Origin of the sequence: Kribbella antibiotica, assembly GCF_004349055.1 — a bacterium.
In the GTDB taxonomy this organism is placed as follows: Bacteria; Actinomycetota; Actinomycetes; order Propionibacteriales; family Kribbellaceae; genus Kribbella; species Kribbella antibiotica.
The window spans coordinates 1-18417 of sequence record NZ_SMKX01000068.1 but is presented as its reverse complement, the minus strand read 5'-3'; the positions used below and the strand labels follow the sequence as shown (position 1 = coordinate 18417).

16 protein-coding genes are annotated in these 18417 nt (G+C 65.9%); 8 read left to right on the top strand and 8 right to left on the bottom strand.

Translation table 11 applies throughout. The features are described 5' to 3' along the window. The first annotated feature begins 16 nt into the window (after positions 1 to 16). The 4 genes from E1263_RS22560 to E1263_RS22545 all read left to right on the top strand — a co-directional run bounded on the left by E1263_RS22560 (position 17) and on the right by E1263_RS22545 (position 3137). Positions 17 to 910: a PadR family transcriptional regulator gene (locus tag E1263_RS22560; protein WP_165956720.1), complete on the top strand. Its 894-nt coding sequence runs from the start codon at positions 17 to 19 to the stop codon at positions 908 to 910. Positions 911 to 984: 74 nt separating this feature from the next. Next, positions 985 to 2142, top strand: a complete 1158-nt coding sequence (locus E1263_RS22555) for an epoxide hydrolase family protein (RefSeq protein WP_132170531.1) — start codon at positions 985 to 987, stop codon at positions 2140 to 2142. Positions 2143 to 2202: 60 nt separating this feature from the next. Next, the gene (locus tag E1263_RS22550) at positions 2203 to 2604 is read left to right on the top strand and encodes a PPOX class F420-dependent oxidoreductase (protein WP_132170529.1); all 402 of its coding nucleotides are present in this window, start codon (positions 2203 to 2205) and stop codon (positions 2602 to 2604) included. A 17-nt stretch (positions 2605 to 2621) separates the two neighbouring features. After that, positions 2622 to 3137 (top strand): cupin domain-containing protein, encoded by a 516-nt coding sequence (locus E1263_RS22545; protein ID WP_132170527.1) that lies wholly within the window; start codon positions 2622 to 2624, stop codon positions 3135 to 3137. Positions 3138 to 3595: 458 nt separating this feature from the next. On the opposite strand, the gene E1263_RS22535 is transcribed toward E1263_RS22545, so the two are convergent. The 3 genes from E1263_RS22535 to E1263_RS22525 form a co-directional block, all read right to left on the bottom strand. Continuing rightward, a complete protein-coding gene (locus E1263_RS22535; protein WP_132170525.1) occupies positions 3596 to 5191 on the bottom strand; it encodes a prenyltransferase/squalene oxidase repeat-containing protein in 1596 nt (531 codons plus the stop codon). Positions 5192 to 5253: 62 nt separating this feature from the next. Continuing rightward, positions 5254 to 5925, bottom strand: coding sequence for an HAD family hydrolase (locus E1263_RS22530; protein WP_132170523.1), 672 nt, complete (start codon positions 5923 to 5925; stop codon positions 5254 to 5256). Continuing rightward, positions 5925 to 7022: a cytochrome P450 gene (locus E1263_RS22525; protein WP_202868999.1), complete on the bottom strand. Its 1098-nt coding sequence runs from the start codon at positions 7020 to 7022 to the stop codon at positions 5925 to 5927. Before E1263_RS22525 ends, E1263_RS22530 begins: the two co-directional genes overlap by 1 nt. A 324-nt stretch (positions 7023 to 7346) precedes the next feature. Between E1263_RS22525 and E1263_RS22520 the strand changes: the two genes are divergently transcribed. Continuing rightward, on the top strand, positions 7347 to 7625 hold the full coding sequence (locus E1263_RS22520; RefSeq protein ID WP_132170521.1) for a carbohydrate-binding module family 14 protein: 279 nt from the start codon (positions 7347 to 7349) through the stop codon (positions 7623 to 7625). A 27-nt stretch (positions 7626 to 7652) separates the two neighbouring features. On the opposite strand, the gene E1263_RS22515 is transcribed toward E1263_RS22520, so the two are convergent. The 3 genes from E1263_RS22515 to E1263_RS22505 form a co-directional block, all read right to left on the bottom strand. Then, positions 7653 to 8639, bottom strand: a complete 987-nt coding sequence (locus E1263_RS22515; RefSeq protein WP_165956719.1) for a peroxiredoxin family protein — start codon at positions 8637 to 8639, stop codon at positions 7653 to 7655. A 112-nt stretch (positions 8640 to 8751) separates the two neighbouring features. Next, positions 8752 to 9657, bottom strand: a complete 906-nt coding sequence (locus E1263_RS22510; protein ID WP_165956718.1) for a universal stress protein — start codon at positions 9655 to 9657, stop codon at positions 8752 to 8754. Next, a complete protein-coding gene (locus E1263_RS22505) occupies positions 9654 to 11111 on the bottom strand; it encodes an amino acid permease (RefSeq protein WP_132170515.1) in 1458 nt (485 codons plus the stop codon). Before E1263_RS22505 ends, E1263_RS22510 begins: the two co-directional genes overlap by 4 nt. Positions 11112 to 12216: 1105 nt before the next feature. Between E1263_RS22505 and E1263_RS22500 the strand changes: the two genes are divergently transcribed. After that, on the top strand, positions 12217 to 13806 hold the full coding sequence (locus E1263_RS22500) for a hypothetical protein (protein ID WP_132170513.1): 1590 nt from the start codon (positions 12217 to 12219) through the stop codon (positions 13804 to 13806). Here E1263_RS22500 and E1263_RS22495 read toward each other — a convergent pair. Then, a complete protein-coding gene (locus tag E1263_RS22495; protein ID WP_132170511.1) occupies positions 13793 to 15868 on the bottom strand; it encodes a tetratricopeptide repeat protein in 2076 nt (691 codons plus the stop codon). The genes E1263_RS22500 and E1263_RS22495 overlap by 14 nt on opposite strands. A 133-nt stretch (positions 15869 to 16001) precedes the next feature. Here E1263_RS22495 and E1263_RS22490 point away from each other — a divergent pair, with 133 nt between their 5' ends. Then, entirely contained in the window at positions 16002 to 16466 is a 465-nt protein-coding gene (locus tag E1263_RS22490) for a hypothetical protein (RefSeq protein WP_132170509.1), read from the top strand. Positions 16467 to 17119: 653 nt separating this feature from the next. Further along, a complete protein-coding gene (locus tag E1263_RS44075) occupies positions 17120 to 17251 on the top strand; it encodes a hypothetical protein (protein WP_272949683.1) in 132 nt (43 codons plus the stop codon). 78 nt (positions 17252 to 17329) lie between these two features. Here the strand turns inward: E1263_RS44075 and E1263_RS22485 are convergent. Beyond that, the coding region (locus tag E1263_RS22485) for an MMPL family transporter (protein ID WP_165956717.1) at positions 17330 to 18417 on the bottom strand (1088 nt) is incomplete at its 5' end.

The following is an 18417-nucleotide window of genomic DNA, read 5'->3' as shown; positions in this document are numbered from 1 at the left end:
GGCGCGGTGCCTGGGAATGTCGTCCAGCCGTCGGCGTGCTGAGCGACCACGTGTCACCTGTGACGGCTGGGATCAACCGTTTCGCAACCACTATGCGGCGGTCCCGGCCGCTCCCGTCCTGGCCTGCCTGCTGACCTCTGGCGGGAGTTTTGTCGTTGCGCAGGGCGTCCAACTTGTGGTCAGCATCGGGATGCTGGAAATCGCTCACTGTTCAGTCGCGGCGGTGAGCTCGGCGATGAATCCCGTTCGTGACCTCTACGCGGTCGCTCCCGGAGCCGATGTTCAGCACATCGGCCGGTTGCCTATGAATGAGTACTCATGCAATAGTAGTCGTATGTCATCGATCAGGTTGTTCATCCTCGACACGTTCGCGAGGAACGGCGAGATGCACGGGCATAGGGTGCGCCTCCAGGCCGAGCGGGAACATCTGCACCTGTGGACGGACGTGTCCGTGGGCAGCCTGTACCAGGCGATCAAGCGCCTGCTGGCTGAGGGCTTGCTCGAAGAGGTCAGGACCGAGAAGGAGGGCAATCTGCCCGAGCGTCAGGTGTACGGCATCACCGGTGAAGGGCGGCTGCGTCTCAAGGAACTCCAATCCGAGAGTCTGCGCCACATCTGGATGAAGCCGGACCCGTTCGACCTGGCCCTCACCCGCCTGGACCCGGAAAAGCTGGACGAGCTCGACACGGTGATCGCATCCCGGCTGGATGAACTCGCCTCCATGCTCTCGGACACCGAGGCGCTGAACGCCAACGCCATCGACGGCGGCTACCTGACGGTGAGCGAGGCACTAGCGGTCAGTCACAGTGCGCACAGGCTGCGCGCCGAGATCGCCTGGCTCCAGGAGGTGCTGGACGCGGTGCCCGAGATTGTCACCGATGAACGGACCCGTCTGCCCGACACCCTCTGAATCACCGGATTCCGCCCCCTTGAATCCGCCCGCGTCGCAGTCGGCGCGGTATCGCCCGGTAAGGAGCACGCCCCATGTCCGAACTCATCGAACCCTTCACCCTGTCCGTGCCGGAGGAACAGCTGACCGACCTGCGTGAGCGGCTCTCCCGCACCCGGTGGCCCGATCCAGAGACCGTTCTGGACACCAGTCAGGGACCCCAGCTGGCGAAGCTCCGCGCGCTGCACGACTACTGGCTCAACACCTACGACTGGCGGCGGTGCGAGAAGACCCTCAACTGCTTCGGCCAGTCACGCACCATCATCGATGGTCTGGGCATTCACTTCCTCCATGTGCGCTCGCCTGAGCCGGACGCCCTCCCGCTGGTCATGACCCACGGATGGCCCAGCTCCGTCCTCGATTTCCACAAGGTCATCGGCCCACTGACCGATCCCGCGTCCCACGGCGGTGACCCGCGGGACGCCTTCCATCTCGTGGTGCCGTCGCTGCCGGGATTCGGGTTCTCCGACCGGCCGACGGAACCCGGCTGGGGATTCCCCCGGGTCGCCGATGCCTGGATCACGCTGATGGACCGGCTCGGCTACCGGCGATGGGGCGCCCAGGGCGGCGACCTCGGATGCGCGGTCACCGACGAGATCGGCCGCAAGGCCCCCGACGGATGCGTCGGGCTGCACCTCAACTTCGCCATGTTCCCGCCAACGCCCGACGAGATCCGGGACGCCACCGAGCACGAGCAGGCAATGCTCGACAGCGCCGCCTACTTCTGGGAGAACCTCTCGGGCTACGCCAAGGAGCAGGCAACCCGCCCTCAGACCATTGGCTACTCCCTCGCGGAGTCCCCCATCGGCCTGGCTGCCTGGATCTACGCGATGTTCCAGGACACCTGCGGCACGCCGGGGGACGCGGAAGCATCTTTCACCCTGGACGAACTGCTCGACGACATCATGCTCTATTGGCTTCCCAACACCGGGACATCCTCTGCGCGGACCTACTGGGAAATGGCACGGTCGGCACGGCCCTCCGCGCCGAATGCCGCCGCACCGATCACACTGCCTACCGGATTCAGCATGTTCCCGGAGGAGCACGTCCGGAAGTCCCAGCGCTGGGTGGAACGCCGCTACAGCAACGTCGTCCACTTCAACGAGCTTGAGGTGGGCGGGCACTTCGCGGCCCTGGAACAACCGGCACTCTTCGTTGACGAAGTCCGGACCACCTTCCGTTCCTTGCGCTGAGCGCACCGCCGGCATCGGCACCTCCTACCGACAGCTTCCCCCCAGGAAGGGCAATACCTCATGACACCCCTGCCCGGCGAACTCCTCAAACTGCTGAACCGGCCCAGCCCCTGCTTCATCGCCACCACCATGCCGGACGGCTCGCCTCAGCTCACCCTGACCTGGGTCGACACCGATGGTGAACACATCCTCATCAACACCGTCGAGGGCTACCGCAAAACCAAAAACGTTCAACGCGACCCCCGTGTGGCCGTCAGCATCGCCGACCCGGACGACACCTCCCGCTACTTCTCCGTACGGGGACGCGTCACCAACGCCACGACCGACGGCGCCGCCGAGAGCATCGAACACCTCGCGCAGAAGTACACAGGCCACCCCTACGCCTCGTACGGCGGCCCGGGCCAGACCCGGCTCCTGCTGACCATCACCGTCGACTCCGTCATCCATTCCCCCATGCACTAAAGACCAAAGGGACCGTCATGACCAATTTCCCCCACAGCGCCGGCACCGCCCGCCCCTATGTCTGGGCGCCGGACCAGTCCCCGGCCTACTGGAACGTCGGCACGTACTGGAGAGTGCTCGCCGACGGCAGCCAGACCGACGGCCGGTCCTGCACGTTCGAGGAACTGTGTCCGCAAGGACTCGTCGCCCCACCGCACGTCCACGACAAGGAGGAAGAGGCGTTCTTCATCCTCGAAGGTGATTTCGTGTTCACCGTCGGAGACGAGGAGATCCCGGCCGGACCCGGCAGCTACATCTACCTGCCGCCCAAGGTCCGCCACGGCTTCCGCGTCGAATCCGAAGTCGGCCGTGTCTACAACATGCTCACCCCGGCCGGATTCGAGCAGAACATCATCACCAACGGCCAGCCCGCCCCCCAGGTCTCGATGCCCCCACCGGGAACGAGCGCCGTGCCGCTCTGGAGGCAATTGCGTACCTCCAGGCCCCCAGCCCCCTGGGACGACCCTGCCTGGGCGCCTGACTCGTCCCTTTAGAGCGCCGGCCTAGGCCCGGGATGTTTGGCTTACGGTGCGGGACGACGAGCCCACGGGTCAGAGCGACGTCGACCAGTCCGGCGCGCAGTCCGCAGGTCGGATCGGTCAGGTCGGTCTCGCGGATGCGGACCTCGACACCTGTCCGGGTAGGCAAAGGGCCGTAACCCCTCGACTGCTGGACTCGTTGCCGATGATGCCGGGTGTAAGAATGGTGGGGATGGGCAGGCACGGGCCTGGCCATCCCCACCACCTTCGGTCGGACGGGACGACGAGGGTTGGGGTGGGTGCGTGGCAGAGGATCTTGGTTGCCGTTGAGTGGCCTTCAGGCCGGACGGCCACAGACTCGAGGGTTTGCCCCTACTCGGATCCCGACGCGCAGAGCACGCCTGCGACGACGTCAGACGCCCACTACACCCTCAACGGCGAAGTGCCAGTAGACGGTGTCCACGTCCCGAGGCTCATGTCACTGGTGACGCGGCAGTGTCACTGCGGTCCCTGATCACTGCGTCGGCGAGGGGTGCAGCGCGGTGGGAGATGTGAGCGAAGGCCATCAGGGTGAAGATGTCGCCGAGGACTGGGACGCGGAAGACGAAGGGGCGTGGCCCGATGGAGTCGGAGATCGAGTCGATGCTGCCTTCACTGTTCTGTCTGGCCAGCAGATATTCGATACCGGCGGCGACTGGCCGGGGATCTGGCTGGTGGCAGAGGGCGATCATTGCGTAGGCCGTGCTGACCGGATCACTGACCGATCCGGGTTGCTGGCCCCAGCCGCCGTCGGTGTTCTGGCTGTGCAGGATGTGGTCGAGGGCCTTCGACCTCAGTTCCTGCGCGCAGGACGTGTCGAGCTCCGAAACGGCCAGCACTGCACGGAACATTGCGTGGAACCTGCTGGAGCTCCAGTCCGGAGGGAAGGTGCCGTCTGCGCGCTGTTGAGCGGCGAGAAACCCCAGGGCACTGGTGATTACGGCTGCGTCTCCTGTCGGCCGGCAGGAGAGTGCATTGATCGCGGCGGCAGTCATGCAGGCTTCGGAGGGAGCGCCGGCGATGTAGGTCGGGAAGCCTCCGTCGTTGCCGTGGGTGGCGAGCAGCGACTGCCTTCCGCGTTCGATGGCCTGCCGGTGGGCAGGGTCGTCGTAGGTTTGGAGCAGTTCGAGGATGACCGAGGTGTCGTCGATGTCGGTGACCTCGGCGATATCGGTCACCGACCAGCTGCCTTGTGGCTTCTGCCGCCTGACGAGGTTGTCGGCGATGGTTTGGATGACGTCGTCGGGTGCACCGGCTGCCTGTAGCGCCACACCCGCAGTTGCGGTGCACCAGGTGTCGGTGTCGGTGAAGAAAGGGATTCCGCCGTCGCGACGCTGGTGCGCGAGGAGTTTGTCCACTCCGTTGCGAACGATGGCTTCGTGTCCGCCCTGCCGGTGCAGTGCGTGTAGTGCGGACAGATGCACCAGGAGGTTGCCTTCCCAGATCTCGTCGGAGTTCTGGGTGGACAGCAGCAGTTCGATGTCACGGTGTTCGGCCTGATGCCGTGCGCCCGGCGCCGTTGCCCAGATGACTTTCACGGCCGTGGTCTGAGCTTCGGCCCATGGGTGAAGCCCGGTGTTGGAGAAGGACGTCTGGTCCGGCGCTGATTCCGTGCCTATCTCGGCTCCGCAGGCGAGGAGTAGTGCCTCGAAGGTGGCGCGTTTGCGCCGGCTGGTGAAGTCGGGTGCCTGCGCGATGTAGGCATTGAGGTCGACGGATCGGCCGTCGGCTGGGCTGCCGCACGCCGCCGCGATGAGCGCCTGGTCGAGAGGATGGGCTGTGGCTCGGCGTCGCTGCAGGTATCCGGTGATTCTGGTGGCCTGGTCGATCCGGTCGGGAATGTCGCGGAGGAGCGACAGCGTGAGGGCGGATTCCAGCACTCGGCTTTGGCAGGGTTCGCGGACCCCTCCATCGGGTTCGACGCGTTCGATCACGAAGGTCGAGAGTCGTTCCATCGCGGAACGCCAGCCGGCGGGGAGTGAGCTCTCCGGCCAGAGGGTGTGATGGGGCGACGTACGGCGAACACGCATGAGATCACCTCTCAGGAAATGACATGGATAGTCCCGGGTTGGAAGCGCGTGGGCAGACAGGGTCACTTCGCCGACGGCGGCGGGGCCGCCAGCGCGGCGAGTTCGTCGATGCGGTTGATGACCTGCCAGGCCTGCGGATGCAGTTGGGTGTTGTGCGGGCACGCCATGAGTACGCCCCGCCCTGTACAGGCGAACATCTGGAGGTCGTACTCGTTGTCGCCGGCTACCAGGACCCGGCTGGGGTGAACCCGGTGGCGGATGCAGAATTGGTGAAGCTGCCGGTGTTTGAGCTTGGCGGCATCGATCGTGAAGTTGACCTTGGTCAGCGCGTCGGCGTCGTCGAACCCGAGTTGAACGTTGCTGTACCAGTCCGCAACCCCCAGACGCGCTGCCATGTGCTCCACGTAGGTGTTGAACGAGGCGGAAATCAGCCCCACCCGCAGTCCTGCCTGCTGGAACTTGCGGATCATCGGTGTCACCGACGGTCGCAGCCTGATCTTGGAGAACACCGTCTCGGTGGCGGCGCGGCCGACCCGGCCGCTGGAAGTCAGCAAGGCCAGCAGGCGCTGGTCGGCGACAGCCTGGCTGATCTGCCCGGACTCGGACTCGCGGATCAGATCCGTCAGCCGTTGCCGGGGAATTCCCAGTGCCGCCAGAAGTTCGACCGCCGAGTTGTCGATGGTCAGCGTGTCATCCAGGTCGGCGATCACCGCATCGAACATGCGCTCGGTCACTAGGGCCGCACCCGGAGGGCCGTCAGAGCACGTAAGGGGAACGTCGGCCGATACAGCGGGGTGGCCTCCGGTGTGGCGGACAGCGTTGGGAAACGGGCGGCCAGCTCTTCCAGCGCGATCCTTAGCTCCGTCCGAGCCAGAGAGGCACCCACGCAGTAGTGCGTGCCTCGGCCGAAGGCCAGATGCGGAGGCGCAGGCCATCTTCCGGGCAAACACCTGTCCGGGCCCGGGTATCGATCGGGGTCGTGGTTGCCGGCGCCGTACAGTAGGAGCACCCTGCTTCCAGCCGGCAGCACGCTGCCGGCGACAGCCACCTCCCGCACGGTGGTGCGGTACATGCCGACTACAGGGCAGTCCAGCCGTAGGCTCTCTTCGACAAGGTCCGAGATCGGGACAGTGCCGTCAACCAGTGTGGGCCAGCCCCCCGGTGAGCGCAGCTGACTCCTGACGATGATGGCCAGTGCCTGGGCCAGCGTGGTGTGTCCGGTGATGATCAAGGTCGGGATCAACGCGGCCACTTCGTCCGGTGTGAGTTTGTGACCGTGGGAGCTCTCGTACAGCATCGTGCTGATGAGGTCGGCGCGCGGAGCGGATAGTCGCTGCGCCGTCAGTTCCCTGGCGAACTCGCCGAAGGCTCGGAGGCCCGTGGCGTACTCGCGCAACTGTTCCGGAGTGTGGTCGCGGCCGACCATGAGCTGGACCTTATGGTCGGACCAACGCAGACACGCTTGGTGGTGCGCGTCGGGGATGCCGAGGAAACGCAGAATCACCGTCAGCGCGTAGGGCAGCGCGAACTCGGTGATCAGGTCGAACTCCGAGACGCAGGTGAGGGGCTCCAGCAACTGCGCTGCTGCGGCTCTGATATCGGCTTCCGCGGCCTTCAACGCCCGTGGGGTGAACCCCGCGTTGATCACGGACCGGACTCTGGTGTGTTCGGGCGGGTCCATCTCGCCCAGCGATACCGACTCCCCACTCCAGGTGCTCAGCATCTCCTGCACATCCGGAGGAAGGTCCGTCAACGGCCGTGGTTTGTGATCACGAGCGGAGAAGTCGTCGTCGTTGCGGAGGATCGCGGCGATGTCGTCGTATCCGGTCACACACCACGCCTGAAGCTGAGGAGAATGAAAGATCCGGCCGCGGCCTTGAAGTTGAGCCAATGCGCCGTAGAGGTTGTCCCGATCACGGTCCCTGGGATCGAATCCCGCAGGCAGAGCTTCGTCGTCAGCCGACTGTCGTGCCAAGGTTTCCCCCCGGTAGATCGCCTCAAAAAATGTAAGCACGGAACAGCGACCGGCCCGTGGGGCACCGGCGTGTTGCAGATCGCCGGCGCCCCTGCACCGGCTCGCCGGTGCAGGGCGGACCTCGCTGTGGGCGCCTAGAGTCAGCCAAGAGCTGATCATGCCTACCTTGGAGGACAACATATGGCTGGCGATATTTCTCGGCCCCATCCCACGTACGACTGCAGCGGCAATACACCTGGCAACTACGAGCACCCGGACGATCCGACCAGGTTCATCAAGTGTGATGCGGGTCTGCGAGCGATCGAGTTCGATTGTGGGCCGGCTACGCCTGGGGCCAACAGCACGCCGGTGGGCCGGCTGGTCTATTACGCGCCTTATGACGCCTGTCTGGACCTCGACGAGTACACCGAGCTGACTGGGAAGGCTCCCGGATGGGAGGTGACGGAACCTGCGGAGTAGGTCCCACGAGCGGTCGAGCGGAAGCCGTCATGGAGACGGCCGGCCGCTGGCGGCGTCGCTGAGCAGTTCGCGGATGGCGTAAGTGCCGAAGGCGCCCGGAGCGGCGATCCGGCCTGCGGTGTCGACGAGAACCGCAGCCGGACTGCCGTGCAGCCGGTATCCTTTCCCGACCTCGGCCGACTGCTGGATCAGCATCTCCCCGACCCGATGCTCGCGTGCCCAGGCGGCGACGCTCGCTGCGTCACCGGTGCCGATCAGCAGGACCGTTGCCTTGCCGGCCAGGCGTTCCCGCCACCGCGGCAGTTCTTCGGCAATGCGTGCGCATGGCCCACATCCGGGGCGCAGGGACAGCAGGAGCACCGGCGCCCCGGCCGCCAGTGCAGAGCGCAGGCTGCCACGTCCTCCGTCGGTGCTCGCGAGGTCGAATTCCGGCGCCAGTACGCCGACCGGCAGGCCCTTCGCCGCAGCCTGAGCCGGCGGACGCACGTCGATCCGCCGCCGCAGTTGGCGCAGCGCCAAGCCCTGGTGCAGTTGCACGACACCGATCACAGCGAGCGCTGCTGTTCCAGCGGCGTAGCCGAACGGTAACTCCTGCGGTACGTCGTCCCGGGCGAGTGACCCGAGTACGGCGGCGAGTACCAGCAGCCCGAGAACAACGTTGCGCAGCAATGTCGGGGCGCCGATCGGCCGCGCGCTTGTCGCGCCGAAGCACGAGCACGCAGGTCGTTCACCGCGCAGCAGCAACCGCGCCACCAGCAGCGAGAGCACCAGCAGCAGTCCCAGCGCTGTGACACCTGCTGCCGTCGCTGTCCACGACGGTAGTACTGCGGCTGCCACGACCAGTTCCACCACCGGCAACGCCGTCGCGACCATCGAGCACCACCGAGCGGGTACACCGAACTCCTCCACCGACTGCCGGGTGCCTGCGCGGTTCGCCAGCTTGGCGAACCCGGCCCACCCGAACACAACTGCGACCAGCAGGCGAAGTGCCCACACGACATGCGAAACGATCACGACATTCACTCTGCCACGCGCCACGCCGAGTTCGCACCGGTGCTCACTCATTCTCAACCCAACAACGTCAACCCCATGCGCAAAGGCTTTGCCGTGCTCCTGACGGCTGGCTCTAGCTGGACCAGGTGTAGGTGCCGGAGGGGACGACGAGGGTGGGGACGGGGGAGTGGCGGAGGATTTTGGTTGCTGTCGAGCCGAGGAAGACGCGGGCGAGGGGGCCGAGTCGGCTGGAGCCGAGAACGAGTACGTCGTTCGGTCCCCAGGGGATGCCGTTCAATGCGCCGGCCCACCCACGGCCGCGGGCCACGGCTGTCTCGACGTCGGTCACGCCGTGGTTTTTGCAGAACGCCAGAGCATCCTCGTGCAGCTCGATCGCCTGCTCGGCCCACTGCGCGGCGACCATGTCCTCGGCGTCGAGTCCGACCTCGGGCGGGTACATCGTGCTGGCGCGTGGTACGAACGTCGCCACTCGCAGGTGTCCGTCGTAGTGCTTTACCAGTTCGCAGGCTGCGGCGAGTGCCTCGCGAGACCGGTCGGTGCCCGCATAGGCGCAAGTCAACGCCCCGAAGGTCGCGGCCGGATCGCCGCCGTATCCCTGGGGCGCGAGCAGGATCGGCACCGGGGACGAGTGAAGCAGCCGCGAGCTGACACTGCCCACGAGTAGCGAGCCTTGGGTCGCTGCGCGCGCCGATCCCAGTACGAGCAGGTCGACGCCGGACTCGTCAGCTACCCGCACCAGGCCGTCGGCGACTGAGGTCGAGGCGACTCGCCGGAATTCGAGTGACTCGGGAGTACCGGGCGACAACGCCGCGATCGCATCGCGGCGAGCCTGGTCGGCTATCGAGTCGAGCCACTGCCGGTACTCCAGGTCGACCCGGTCCGCGCCAGGGTTCTCGGAGACAGCAGGCAGTACAGCGACAACGACCAGTTCGGCACCTGTAGTACGGCGCAGCGTGGCGCCGAGCTCGAGGGCTTCGGGGGTGTCGTCGCCACCGCGGTAGGCGACGATGGCTTTCACAGTCCACCATCCTCGTCCGCAACCTCTGCGTCGTGCAGGATCGAATGCTTGTGGCTGTAGAGGAAATAGACGGCCAGTGCCAGGATCAGCCACAGCCCGACCGAGATCCAGGTGACCTTCGCGATCGTGCTGGCGGCGTACAGGCACGAGATGATCGACAGGATCGGGATGACCGGGCCGAACGGTAGCCGGAAACCGCGCTCGAGGTCGGGTCGGGTCCGGCGCAGGATGATGACGGTTGCCGAGACCACGGTGAAGGCGGCCAGGGTACCGATGCTGACCAGGTCGAACAGTTTGTCGATCGGCACCACGGCCGCCAGGACGGCGATGAACGCGCTGGTGAAGAGCACGTTCTTGTTCGGCGAGAGGGTGTTCTTGTTCACCTCTTTGAACATCGGCGGCAGCATGCCGTCGCGGCCCATCGCGAACAGGATGCGGGTCTGGCCGTAGACCGTGATCAGGGTGACCGAGAAGATCGAGATGACAGCGCCCGCGGCGATGATGATGCCGGGCAGCGCGACGCCGGTGACATCGTTCAGGATTGCCTCCAGGCCGGCGTCCTGGCCCTCGAACTTGGCGGTCTCCTGGGCGCCGACGGCGGCGAATGCGACGACCAGGTAGAACACGGTCACGATCAGGACGGCGCCGAAGACTGCCCGGGGGATGGTCCTGCCTGGATTCTTAACCTCTTCACCGGCCGTGGAGACGGCGTCGATCCCCAGGAAGGTGAAGAAGATCGCCGGGATCGCGGCGGAGATGCCGCTGATGCCCTCGGGGGCGAAGGGCACAAGGTTGCCGGACTTGAAGCCGGTCAGCGCGAGCACCACGAAGAGGGCCAGGACACAGAGTTTGATGACCACCATGATGGCGTTCGCTCTGGCCGACTCCTTCGCACCGCGGAGCAGTAGCAGGCAGCAAAGGCCGACCAGTACTACGGCGGGCAGGTTGATGATGCCGGAGCCGTCGGCGAGCAGCCCCGAGCTCAGGGACTCGGGGATCCGGACGCCGAAGACGTCATCGAGGAGCGCATTGAAGTACTCGGCCCAGCCGACCGAGGTGGCAGCCCCCGCGACGCCGTACTCCAGGATCAGGCACCAGCCGACGAGGTAGGCGGGGAGTTCGCCCAGGGATGCGAAGGAGTACGAGTATGCCGAGCCGGAGACCGGGATGGTCGAGGCGATCTCGGCATAACAGAGGGCAGTCAACGCTGCGATCACGCCGACGAGCAGGAAGGTGACCATGACGGCGGGTCCGGCCTTGGGGACCGTTACCGCGAGGACGAAGAAGATACCGGTACCGATGGTGGCGCCGACGCCGAACATCATCAGCTGGAACGTGCCCATGGTTCGCACGAGGTGTTCCGAGCCGTGGGCACCTCGGCTGGCGGCGAGCATTTCGTCGATGTTCTTCTTGCGTAACAGCGGGTGCGATGGCGGATGAGTGGCTCTGCTCATGGTGGCCTCCGACCGGATCGGGTCGGGTCAGCGTGACAGGGAGCGACCGTCATGTACAGGAAATGGCCGGTTCCGGAACCGGCCATGGGACGACTGCGTGGAGCCAGCCGCTCTGCGGACACTGGCGTACCGGCGCGAGCCAACAGGACGCCGAGGACCGCCCGGGGCCGTGGCCCGCCCAGCCGCAAGGGGCGCCCATGCGGCGATAAGATGCTGGGGTGAATACGACGGAGCTTGGACGGCGGATCTTCGAAGCCGCACAGCTCAACGGTGAGTTCGTGCTCAGATCCGGCCGAACCTCGACAGAGTACTTCGACACGTATCAATTCGAGGCCTTCTGTGGTCAGCCGCTGAGGTTGGTGTTGACCCACTTGTAGTGCCAACGGTCGGGGCCGCGGGCGAGGAGAAGAGCGGGGATGGCGTTGACCTTCCACTGGTCAGAAACCTCTTGAGGATGCGCATGGAGTCCACTCCGGGGTATCGACGGTGGCAGGACCACCCTTCGAGCAAACGCGCTGGGGAAGCTGGCCCGGATGAGCGAGCGGCAGTGACGCTGGTCCAGATGCAGGGCGCATCCAGCGTCGGGCACGGCGGGTCGCATTCTTCGCCGCTTCGAAGGGTCTCGGAACGGCTGTGGGCGGTTAGGAGCGCCGTGCGGGAGTGTGCTGCACCTGTCGCGGAGGTACGAATTCTGTCGTTGCCGGGCTGTCGGGGCGAGGTAGATCACCGTTGTCGGCCCCCGGTCCAGGAGCCCGACCACACGCTTGGCGGCGAGCTCGATGAGTTCGCCGCCGCTGCGTGCCCGCAGCGTGAAGCTACGCGGCCGGTATCGTTCGGTGCGTGAAGAGGGTGCGCCGGAACGTCCACGGTCTGGTGAGATCGGCTAGTGATGGTGGCTCAGTGACGGTGCCGACGCAGCCGGGATCGCGTTCCTTGCGGTTTCCGCTCGGATCCACCTGGCGCGGCGCGGCTCGTCGGCGCTGCTCAACCTGTCGAACTAACGTTGGCCCGTTGGCCCGTTGGCCCGTTGGCCCGTTGGCCCGTTGGCCCGTTGGCCCGTTGGCCCGTTGGCCCGTTGGCCCGTTGGCCCGTTGGGCAGCGTGCGGTGAGCGGGCGCTGGGAGACGCTTACTGCTGAGCGTCGGGTGCTGGCTGTCGCGCGGACCGTGACCTCGCTGAATCGGCTGCTCGAAGTGCTGGTGGTCTTCGCCGACGACGACCGGATCGCGGTCGAGTTCGTGGTGAGCGCCGGATCGAGGTTCGGCGCCGAGGTACCCGGGGTACTGCAGCGGATCGGCGCGCGGATCGTGACCTGGGATACCGCCGTTGCGACGGATTACGACCTGATCCTCTCGGCAAGCGATCACGAGGACTTGCATGAGCTCGGAGGACCGTTGGTCCTGCTGCCCCATGGGGCCGGCTTTCAGAAGTACTCACCACACAACGAGGCAGATGTCCGGGAACGCGCGGGATTGAGGTCTGGCGCTCTCTGGCGTGACCGGAAGCGGGTGCCGGAGCTTCTGGTGGTTGCCCATGACAACCAGAAGTCGCTGGTTCCCGGGTTCGCCGATCGGGTTCTCGTGGCTGGTGACCCGGTCATGGACAACCTGATCCAGCTCAGCAGCAGACGCGCTGAGCTGCGAGAACAGCTTGGCATCGGCCCCAGCCAGAGTCTGGTCACTCTGACATCGACATGGGGGCCCGCCTCGCTGCTGGGTCGCTGGCCAAAGTTGCCCGCCCAGCTCCTGGCTGAGTTGCCGTACGACGAGTACCGGGTGGCCGCCGTACTGCATCCGAACATCTGGGCCGCGCACAGTTCGTGGCAGATCCACCAATGGTTGCGTACGGCGGTGGCGTCCGGGTTGATCCTGGTTCCGCCGACTGGCCCTTGGCAGAGCGTCCTGGCTGCTGCCAGCTGTGTGGTGGGTGACCACGGATCGCTTTCAGCGTACTCGTCCGGATTGGCCACACCGCTGGTTCTAGGAGCGTTCGGCGAGGAGGAGGTTCCCCGGGGTACGGCCATGTGGCGTCTGGGTGGCTCCGTGCCGCGGCTGGACGGCTACGAGTCGTTAGCGGATCAGATCAGATCGACCATGGGTAAGCCGGAGCAACAACTGCTCAAGTCGCTCGCCGAGGATGTCTTCGCTCGTCAGGGCCAGGCGCTGTCGATCCTCCAGCGCGAGCTGTTCCGCGTGCTGGAACTGTCGCCTGTCCATCGCCCCCAGGCGCTCGAGGCTCAGGCTCTGGGTGCGGATCCCGTCGATACGGCGGCATTCCATGTGGAGATCTCTGACGGTCCGGTACTTCGGGTCGAACGGTTCCCGGCTGATCTGGCGGTCTTCGGTCGACCCCGAGGCGTACGACACCTGGTGGCGTACGACGATGCCGATGTCGTCCTGCTGCAGTCTGCCACTGCGATTGTTGCCAGGATACCGCCCGAACCCAGCTGGGCCGCCGCGACTCTCGACAGATTCCCGGGCTGCAAAGTCGTGGTTGAGCCGACGGCCCCGAACGCCGCGCTATTGACAGTCCGGGAGTCGCCCGAACACACGGCGTATGTTGCGCAGTTCCAAGGGATCGAGCTCCTTGCAACGGCTTCGGTCTGGCTCTACTGCCGGGTCAGAGGCTCAGAGACCGGCCGGACTGCGGTGTTGTTCGCGAACGAATCCGGGTTCGTTGACTTCACTCTTCGCTGAGCTCTCTCAGGCGGTTCTCGACGTTGGCCACTCGTGGGTCACCGGACGAGGCGAAGATCTCCTGCAGTTTTCTGAGATAGCCGGCTTCGGCCGCTTCGTCAGCGGCCTGTTTGGCCAGCTCGGCCAGGAGTTCCAGCGGCGGGACCACGAGGCTGGTCTTGCCCAGCTCAGCGGCAAGGGTCAAAGCATCGGTCAGGGCGGCAACGGCTTCGTCCTTGCGGTCGAGAGCGCGCAGAACCCTCGCGGTGCTGTATAGCGTTTTGGACTCGGCGCGGTGATCTTCGAACGGCCGGATCAGCCTCAGGGCTTCGGCAAGCAGGACGAGCGCCTCGTCGTTGCGACCGAGCAGACCGAGACTGCGACCGCAGAACTGGGACTGCAAGGCGATACCGCGCTGATCGCCGAGTTGCTGGTTGATGCGCAGGGATTCGCTGAAGCAGGCCAACGCCTCCTCGGCCCTGCCCTCGCGGAGCCGGAGCTGTCCCTCGAAGTCGAGGACCGACGCGTGCAGCATCGGATCCTTGATCACCGAGCTGAGTTCGAGTGCCAGTCGAATGTCATCGTCGGCCTGCCCGAAGTCGCCCTGCTCGGTCCAGCCGCGAGACCGGTAGCACCGCGACCGTGTCTCAGCCCATTTGTCCTGGCTGAGCACCGCGGCGTCGACTGCGACCGTACCGGCCTTGATCCACTCGACGTACCGGCTGTGACTGGTGTAGAACGGCCAGCAGGCCTCGAACAACTGCCAGGCTTCCGTGGAGAGCCCTTGCGCTGCGGCGCTTTCGATGACTTCGAAGATCGAGTCATGCCAGGTCTCGAGCCATTCCATGGCGTGCTTGGCGCTCGCGAAGCCGACGGAGGCCGCGACGCCGGCCGGCGTGATCCGGAACCGCTCGCGCTGCACACCCTGATCAGCGGCGGCGGCCAACGCCAGCCAGGCGCGGACGGTGCGGGCGCACAGTTGTCCCCGGTTGGCGGGCGGAGATTTCGTGGCGACCTGCTCGGCATGGATTCCGATCAGGTAAGGCAGCGCGTACCCGCCGCTCACCGGTCGCAGGAAGTCGAGCTGCACGAGTCGGCCCACGGCCTGGCCGCTGTCGACGCCAGCGGCCGTCAGGACAGCGCGAACGACCTCCTTGGGCCACCGATCTCCTGGCACCGCGCCCAGGACTCGGTAAGCAGTGCTGACCTCGCTGTTCATCAGTAGGTCGTAGGCGGAGTCGAAGATCGCAGTCATCGCGCGGCGTAGCTGGGCTGCCGTAGGCGTCGGTTCGGCAATGCCGGTCCGAGACTCCAGCTGCGCGACCAGCTCAGGCAGACTGAGGTCATCCTGCAGGAGCAACTGCCGGGCAACGGTCTTCAGCCCGAGCGGCGAACCGTCGCACAGCTTCACGAGCCGACCGACTGCGTCCTCCGCATCGCGGAGCCGGTCGTTGCCGAGAATGGCCGACAGCAGTTCGAGGGCATGCGGAGTGTCGAGGCCATCGAGCCGCTTCACCACGAATCCGTCGATGCGGAGGTCGTCGAGACGGATGTCACCGGCCGCGATCACCATTGCTCCGGGCGAGTTCGGCGTCAATAGCCTGATCTGGGCTGCATCGCGCGCATCGTCGACCAGTAACAGGATCCGCAGACCGGCAGTAGCGCTCAGCAGCCGGGTGTGCCGCGAAGCGGCGTCGGGCAGAACCTCGCTCAGGTCGATCTTGAGCGCGCCGAGGACGTAGCCCAGGACGTCTTCCATGGCGCCGCCTGGAAAGTTCCGCAGCGGCACCCGGATCGCGTGGTCGAAGTGTTCGCCGACACGGGCCGCCAACTGCTCCAGCAAGGTGCTCTTGCCGGATCCGCTGACCCCATGGATTGCCAGCACGTGGGGTCCCGGATGGTCGGAAAGCGCGAGCTCACAGGCGATGCCGAGGTGATCGGTGCGGTTGACGAAGTTGCTGATGGGAGCCGGAACTGCCCAGATTCGGGTGGTTTCGGGGAAGCGGATGGCGTTCAGAGCCGCAGTGGACCGGTCGAATGCACCCGACAGGCGAGAGCTCTCGTCCTCAGGCTGCATGGACATGCCTGACTACTCCCCGGTGGTCAGTGGCCACGAGTCCCTCCCAGGTCTGCTACTTAGCGTGGAGTCTAGAGTACGGCGCGCTCAGTTTTGCCCGGAACCTCACGTCGGCGGGTGCGGCGATACCGTGTGCCGCATGGTTTCCATGTGGCTGACAATCGCAGTGGCACTGATCGGCGTACTCGGTACTTTGTGCGCCGGATGGCTGACCGGCCGACGCGCTGACCGCCAGTTGCGGGATGAGCGCGAAGCACGCCAGTTCGAGCAGGACAGGGCGTCGAAGAAGCGGCTGTACGCCGACGTGATGCGCGCCGCACGGGCCTTCGGGCGAGCTGTGGTGTCGGAGCAAGGCGTGCCGGTTCTCCGCGATGCCCTGGGGCGGCTGGCCGACGTCACAAGCGACGTAGCGCTGGAGACGCCTGACCTCGCGGAACGCTCCCTGGGCCAGGTGCTCGAGAAGGCCGAACGCCTCCTCACTCTGGCGGTCCAGCGGCCGGCAACCAACGAGGTCATTACCGAGACCCTCACGGATTTCCACAGTGCCGTCGAGGCGCTCAATGGTCGCCTGAACGCTGAGATCAATCCGCGTAGACCTCACTGATCGGTGGATGATGGCCAGGCCGAGTCCGGCTCTGCCTGGTGTCGCGGGCGCACCCCTTGTTCCCGGACGGCACCTGAGGACGGGGGCTACGTCCACCAAGGCTTCACTCAGCGGCGAGAGCTGCCGGCGTTGCGCCGTCGGGTAGTCGCAGAACGCAGCTAACTCTTGGCCTGCTCCCCTCGCCCGGGGGGTCCGCCGCCTGCTCGCGGGCGCGGTGTAGGGCTGCTTGGCGTCATATTCGAGCGTGCTGTGCATCGAGTTGACGTGGTCGGACAGCATTTTCGCGAAGGCATCGTTCGGTTCTCTAGCGAGATGGGATCGAGGGTGCCCTTCAGCACGCGAACCAGTCTGGTAGAGATTGCGACCAGTTGACTGCGCTCGTAGTTTGCCCAGTCCAAGGGGTCGTCGGAGAACCTGTAGCCGTGCTTGTGGTCGAAGGTGAGTTGATCCGGGACCACCTGGCGCCCCCGGAGCCTCCGGCTTCTCCAGCCGCAGAAACACCTCCAACGCAACAGCCCCGAACGGCAGCAACTCCAGTTGGACCTCCCCGTCGCCGTACCGACACAAGCAAGACAAGGCACCCCGCCATCTGTGACAGCGGGGGTGATGTCGGGAACGACACGTAGCAGTGGGGCGGGGTCACCAGTTCGGGCGTGAGTGGGGCGTCGTACGGCCTGGAATCTGGACCACTACCTGGCGTCGGCATGGTCATCTACGCGCAGTCGATCGGCCCGCTGCTGCAGATCTTCTTGCCCTGGTTCACGGTTCGCCTGAAGACCGACTAAGGCTGTATTGATACCTTCCCCGCCCCACCACCCCAGTCGAAGGGATCCCCGGACCAGGGGCCCGGGGATCCTTTTGCTTTAAGAGCTGATCGGTTCGAGTTCGCGGTCCTCGGTGGCAGGTTGACGGACCTTGATCTTGCGGGGCCACCAGGCCCATTTCCCGAGTAGTGCGGTCACACTCGGCACCAGGAAGATCGACATCACGAACGCCGAGACGACGATCCCGGCCGCGACCGAGAAGCCTATCTCGGTCAGGAAGGCCATCCCGGCGAGCATCAGCGACGAGAATGTACCGGCCAGGATGAGTCCGGCGGACGCGACCGAAGGCCCGCCGTGCTCGATCGCGAGGTCGGCGGCCTCGCGTGGATCGGTGCCACGTTCAGCCTCTTCGCGGAGTCGCGCGATCATCAGGATGTTGTAGTCGGTGCCGATGGCAACAACAAAGAGGTAGAGCATGATCGGCAGCGAGAACGTCACGCCGGCATGCCCCGCCATGCCCTGGAAGACGAAGACCGTCGCCCCGATCGAGCTGAAGAAGCTCAGTACCACCGCGAGCATCAGCACCAGCGGCGCGATCAGCGATCGCAGCAGCAGGGCGAGGATGATCGCGATCAGGCCGCCGGCGACCGGGAAGATCACCGAAAGGTCGCGCGTGTTCGCGGACCGGATGTCGGTGTAGCTCGACGTCACGCCACCGACCAGCGCGGTCGTCCCGGCCGGCGTCTCGTTGTGCGCAACCTCCTTGAGCTTGCCGTCGACGAGATCCAACGAAGCGGTCGCGTACGGCGCTCCATTCAGTACGACGTTGATCTGGGCAACCGTTTTGCCGGGGTTGAGGAGCGCCACCCCACCTTTCGCGTCGGCCGGGAGTACGGCGCCGACTCCGTCGACCTTCGCGAGTTTCCCGGCGTACTGGGTGAGCTCGGCCGGATCCAGCGGCGTACCGTCGGTGCTACGCACGAAGACCGTGGTCGGGTTGAGTGCGCCGGCCGGGAAGCCGGCCTGCAGGTCCTTGACGGCGCGGGCGGACTCGGTGCCCTTCGGGAGTTGGCTGAAGGCGTCGTAGTCGACCTTCATCCCCAGTGTGCCAAGGGCCAGCGCGACCATCACGGCGCCGGAGGCGACTGCCACGAGTGCCGGGCGGCGAGCGGTGAACCGGCCGAGGC

Coding starts and splice junctions, on each gene's coding strand:
- E1263_RS22560 (WP_165956720.1), top strand. CDS start 17: ATGTCGTCCAGCCGTCGGCGTGCTGAGCGACCACGTGTCACCTGTGAC.
- E1263_RS22555 (WP_132170531.1), top strand. CDS start 985: ATGTCCGAACTCATCGAACCCTTCACCCTGTCCGTGCCGGAGGAACAG.
- E1263_RS22550 (WP_132170529.1), top strand. CDS start 2,203: ATGACACCCCTGCCCGGCGAACTCCTCAAACTGCTGAACCGGCCCAGC.
- E1263_RS22545 (WP_132170527.1), top strand. CDS start 2,622: ATGACCAATTTCCCCCACAGCGCCGGCACCGCCCGCCCCTATGTCTGG.
- E1263_RS22535 (WP_132170525.1), bottom strand. CDS start 5,191: ATGCGTGTTCGCCGTACGTCGCCCCATCACACCCTCTGGCCGGAGAGC.
- E1263_RS22520 (WP_132170521.1), top strand. CDS start 7,347: ATGGCTGGCGATATTTCTCGGCCCCATCCCACGTACGACTGCAGCGGC.
- E1263_RS22505 (WP_132170515.1), bottom strand. CDS start 11,111: ATGAGCAGAGCCACTCATCCGCCATCGCACCCGCTGTTACGCAAGAAG.
- E1263_RS22495 (WP_132170511.1), bottom strand. CDS start 15,868: ATGTCCATGCAGCCTGAGGACGAGAGCTCTCGCCTGTCGGGTGCATTC.
- E1263_RS22490 (WP_132170509.1), top strand. CDS start 16,002: ATGGTTTCCATGTGGCTGACAATCGCAGTGGCACTGATCGGCGTACTC.